We start from the raw sequence: 3,872 nt of genomic DNA, 5'->3' as shown, positions 1-3,872 counted from the left end.
TGTAAGAGGCAGGGCCCCGCCGGTCCGCGCCGCTGCGTGCCGCGGCCGCCCCGGTCGCCGTGCTCGGGCTGCTCGGCCTCGTCGGCGCGACCACCGCCGCGTTCCGCGACACGGTCGAGCTGCCCGTCGAGGGCCTGGACGGCACCTTCGAGATCAGCCAGCCCGCCGGCGCCGACTGCACCGACCGCGTCGCCGCGAGCACCGCCGAGGAGGCGCACCTGGTGCTGGACCGGGCCTCCGCGGCGAACGTCCGGCGGGTGCCGGTCCCGCTCACCGGGATCCCGACCCAGGCCCCTGCGACCTTCCAGGTGACGGTCTGCCACGCCGCCGCGGTCACCGGCGAGCTCGCGCTCACGCTGGCGGACCGGACCGAGGGCGCGACGCCGTTCCCGTCGCTGGTGTTCGCCGTCGCGGTGGACGGGCAGCTGCTGACCGGACCGGTGCCGCTCGACGCCGCCGCCCTCGGGGCGCTGAACGACGGGCGCGGCGTGCTGCTGCCCGCCGTCGACGGCAGCGGCACGACCCCCACCGACGCGCGGACCGTCGAGGTCCGGGCCTGGATGCTCAAGTCCGCGCCGACGGAGCACGCGCTGCTGCCGGTCGACATCGGGGTGCAGGTGGTCGGCCAGAGCCGCGCCGGCAGCCCCGTCGTCCTCGAAGGAGTCCTGCCATGACCCGACCCGCCCGCGGCCGCCACGCCGCCGACCCGGCGCCCGCGCCGGCCCGGCGTTGCCCGCCGCGCCGCCTGCTCGCCGCCGGAGGCCTGCTCGCGGTGGGCGTGCTGGCCGTCCCGTCCACGGTCGCCTCGTTCCGCGACGACGCCTACCTGCAGATCCAGGACCTGAGCAGCACGTTCCAGCTCGGCACCGTGCACGTCCCGACCGGGACCGTGCAGGCCGCCGGCCCGGGGACGTCGATGAGGCTCGCGGTCGCCGAGGAGTCCCGCGGCGGATACCTGCCCGGCACGACCGCGGTCGCGCCGATCCGGGTGTTCAACAACAGCCCGCACCTCGACGCGCTGCTCGACCTCACGGTGGCTGCCGCGCCCGGGACCGACGAGGCCCTCGCAGGGGCGATCCGCGTCTCCGCCCAGGCCACGTTCGACGACGGGCAGACCGTCGACCTGCTCGGCACGCCGGCCGACCCGGCGGCCAGCACGGTCACGCTCGCCGACGCGACGGCCGTCCTCGAGCGGCCGCTGACCGCGCGCGAGGCGGCCCCGCTCGCCGACGGCGACACGTTCGCGCTCGGCACCTCGGGCTCCTGCGTGACCGTGATCGTCCAGCTCTACCTCGCCCCGACCCCCGACCTGGCCGGCCGCTCGTCCGGCACGCCCGCCGTCACGATCACCCTCGGAGGGAGCTCGACATGAGGCTCGCACCGCGCACCCGCACCCGGCTCGCCGCCGGCGGACTCGTGGCCGCGCTCGCCGCGACGCTCGGCGTCGCCGCGAGCGCCGCCGACTACACCGACCGCACCCACGCGGTCGCCGAGCTGACCACCGAGACCTGGGCGGCGGTGCAGCCCGAGCTGGTGTGGACCTCGTCGACCGCCGCGTTCAACGCGGAGGGCACCGTCTACCTCGGCGGGTTCCGCGGCAACGGGGCCTCCGGCACCGGCGTCGGCACCGTGAGCGCGACGCAGCCGCCGACGGCGGTCGATCTGCCGGTGCCGGCGACGAAGGTGGTCGGCGGGACCGACAACTTCCACTACGCCAACGCGGCCTCCACCACCTGGTTCGCGGCGCTCGGCACGGACGGGGTCGTCTACCAGTGGGGCTCGAACTACGCCGGCAGCATCTCCGGTCTGAACAACCGGCCGCGCGCCATCACCGAGTACTCGCCCACGGGCGGGTCGGACCGCGCCCCGCTGCCGACGATCGTCGACCTGACCTCCTCGGAGAACCAGATCTACGCGCTGGACGCCGAGGGGACGATGTACGTCTGGGGCTACGCGGGCGAGAACCTGCCCAACCCCGTCGGCGGCGGCACGGCCCGTACGGTGCCGCTGCCTGCGAACATCGTGGTGGACACCTCGACCGGCACGAGCAACGTCGGCGTGGTCTCGGGCGGCCAGATCGTCCCGGGCACGTCGGGTGGCGCGCGCGCCACGACCTGGCACCGGGTGTACGGCGGGCAGAACTCGTCGTTCGGGGTGACCACCGAGGGCCTGGTCTACATCTGGGGCTACGACACCCACATCGGCCGCTCGGCGCAGACCAGCATGTCCAACCAGCGCGCCCCGCGGGACGCGCAGGGCGTGAACGCGCTGCTGTTCGAGCGCTACCCCGAGGTCTACCAGGCCGCCGACGGCACCACGCTGCAGGCGGGCGACCCGGCCTACTGGACGACGTACGACCGCATCTACCAGGACATGAAGGGCCGGCAGGTCTGCACGGGCGAGTACGACGTCACCCGCGCGTACGACGACTCCGGCTGCCCGGTCCGGCAGCTGAGCACGGGGGCCCGGACGTTCCGGGTGCTGCTGTCCAACCACGAGATGTACACCTGGGCTGCGACGACCGACAACTACGGCTGGCCGTCGATCGGCCGCTACGTCGCCTCGACGGCCGCCTCGGCCGGCGGCTACGCGCCCGGCCTGATCGAGACCTCGCAGAACGGCCCGACGATCTCGGTGCACCACTTCTCCGCCGGCACCTCGGCGGTCCAGGCGGTCACCACCGACGGTCGGGTCTACGGCTGGGGCGCGAACAACTGGTGCCAGGCCATCGGCACCCACTCCACGAGCGGCTACGCGGACCCGGACCGGAACGGCGGGAACTGCGCCCAGCAGGGCTCGACCGCGACGACGGGGCTGCGCCCGGCGGGCGCCGTCTGGTACGCCACGCCCGTCTGGGGCGTCGACGACGAGGACCGCATCACCGACCTGGGTGGCACGGCGTGCACCACCTGGCTGACCAGTGAGGACGGCACCATGTACGCATTCGGCGGCGGGACCGTCGTGGGCTCGGACTACCGGAACTGCGTGAACCAGACCGGCCACGGCTACCGCATCTACAACTTCAACGACGCGACCCTCGAGTCGCCGTTCGGCTCGGCGCTGAACGTCGCGGCGACCGCGACCCGGAAGGTGTTCGGCTCATGACCCGGCTCGACGACGCCCCCACGCCCGTGGTCGCCCCCGCCGCCGCGCCCCTGACGCGGGCGCAGCGCCGGGCCGAGGAGGCGGCGGCGCAGGCCGCCGAGGCATCCCGTGCGGACGCGGCGGCGCCCGCGACCCGCACCGGCGACCGCGTCCTCGGCGCGGTCCGGTTCGGCCAGCGCGCGGTGCTGAACGTCGCCGCGGTGCTCGGCACGATCTCCATCGTCGTGTCCGTGCTGTGCCTGCTGTTCGGCATCCGCCCGGCGGTGGTGATCTCCGGCTCCATGGAGCCGGGCATCCCGGTGGGCTCGCTCACGGTCGCCCGGAACGTGCCGGCCACCGAGGTGCAGGTCGGCGACGTCGTGACCGTGCCCCGGGTGAACGCCGACGGCCTGGTCACGCACCGCGTCGTCTCGACCACCCCGGCGGAGGACGGCCGCTCAGCCGTGCTCGAGCTCCAGGGCGACGCCAACCGCGACCCCGACCTCCAGCCGTACGTGGTGACCGAGGTCGGCCACGTCCTCACGACCGTGCCCGGCGTCGGCACGCTGGTGCAGCTGCTCCAGCAGAACGTCGTCGCGGTGGTCGCCGGACTCCTCGTGGTGACGGTGCTCGTCACCGCCCCCGTCGACCGCCTCGGGGGGAGGCGAGCCGGCGGGGACGGTGCGCGCTGACCGCGCCACGGGAAGGTGCGGGCGGGGGGGGGGGGGGGGGGGGGGGGGGGGGGGGGGGGGGGGGGGGGGGGGGGGGGGGGGGGGGGGGGGGGGGGG

Annotated in this window: 4 protein-coding genes; all 4 read left to right on the top strand. The window is 75.3% G+C overall.

What is annotated here, in order from left to right:
- Positions 1-59 precede the first annotated feature (59 nt).
- Genes AC3WUG_RS19455 through AC3WUG_RS19440 form a run of 4 tightly spaced genes read left to right on the top strand, consistent with a single transcriptional unit; the run spans position 60 to position 3,776 of the window.
- The gene (locus AC3WUG_RS19455) at positions 60-674 is read left to right on the top strand and encodes a hypothetical protein (RefSeq protein WP_492329177.1); all 615 of its coding nucleotides are present in this window, start codon (positions 60-62) and stop codon (positions 672-674) included.
- Positions 671-1,372, top strand: coding sequence for a hypothetical protein (locus tag AC3WUG_RS19450; RefSeq protein ID WP_492329176.1), 702 nt, complete (start codon positions 671-673; stop codon positions 1,370-1,372). Before AC3WUG_RS19455 ends, AC3WUG_RS19450 begins: the two co-directional genes overlap by 4 nt.
- A complete protein-coding gene (locus AC3WUG_RS19445) occupies positions 1,369-3,105 on the top strand; it encodes an RCC1 domain-containing protein (protein WP_492329175.1) in 1,737 nt (578 codons plus the stop codon). The genes AC3WUG_RS19450 and AC3WUG_RS19445 overlap by 4 nt, the downstream gene beginning before the upstream one ends.
- A complete protein-coding gene (locus tag AC3WUG_RS19440) occupies positions 3,102-3,776 on the top strand; it encodes a signal peptidase I (protein ID WP_492329174.1) in 675 nt (224 codons plus the stop codon). The genes AC3WUG_RS19445 and AC3WUG_RS19440 overlap by 4 nt, the downstream gene beginning before the upstream one ends.
- The last annotated feature ends 96 nt before the right edge of the window (positions 3,777-3,872 follow it).

It is taken from the genome of Cellulomonas sp. EB106-03-03-XG116 (assembly GCF_058792015.1).
This window is presented reverse-complemented; position numbering and strand designations above follow the sequence as displayed.

What these genes read in the sequence shown, in the direction of transcription:
- AC3WUG_RS19440 (WP_492329174.1), top strand. Translation starts at nt 3,102, where the DNA reads ATGACCCGGCTCGACGACGCCCCCACGCCCGTGGTCGCCCCCGCCGCC.
- AC3WUG_RS19450 (WP_492329176.1), top strand. Translation starts at nt 671, where the DNA reads ATGACCCGACCCGCCCGCGGCCGCCACGCCGCCGACCCGGCGCCCGCG.
- AC3WUG_RS19445 (WP_492329175.1), top strand. Translation starts at nt 1,369, where the DNA reads ATGAGGCTCGCACCGCGCACCCGCACCCGGCTCGCCGCCGGCGGACTC.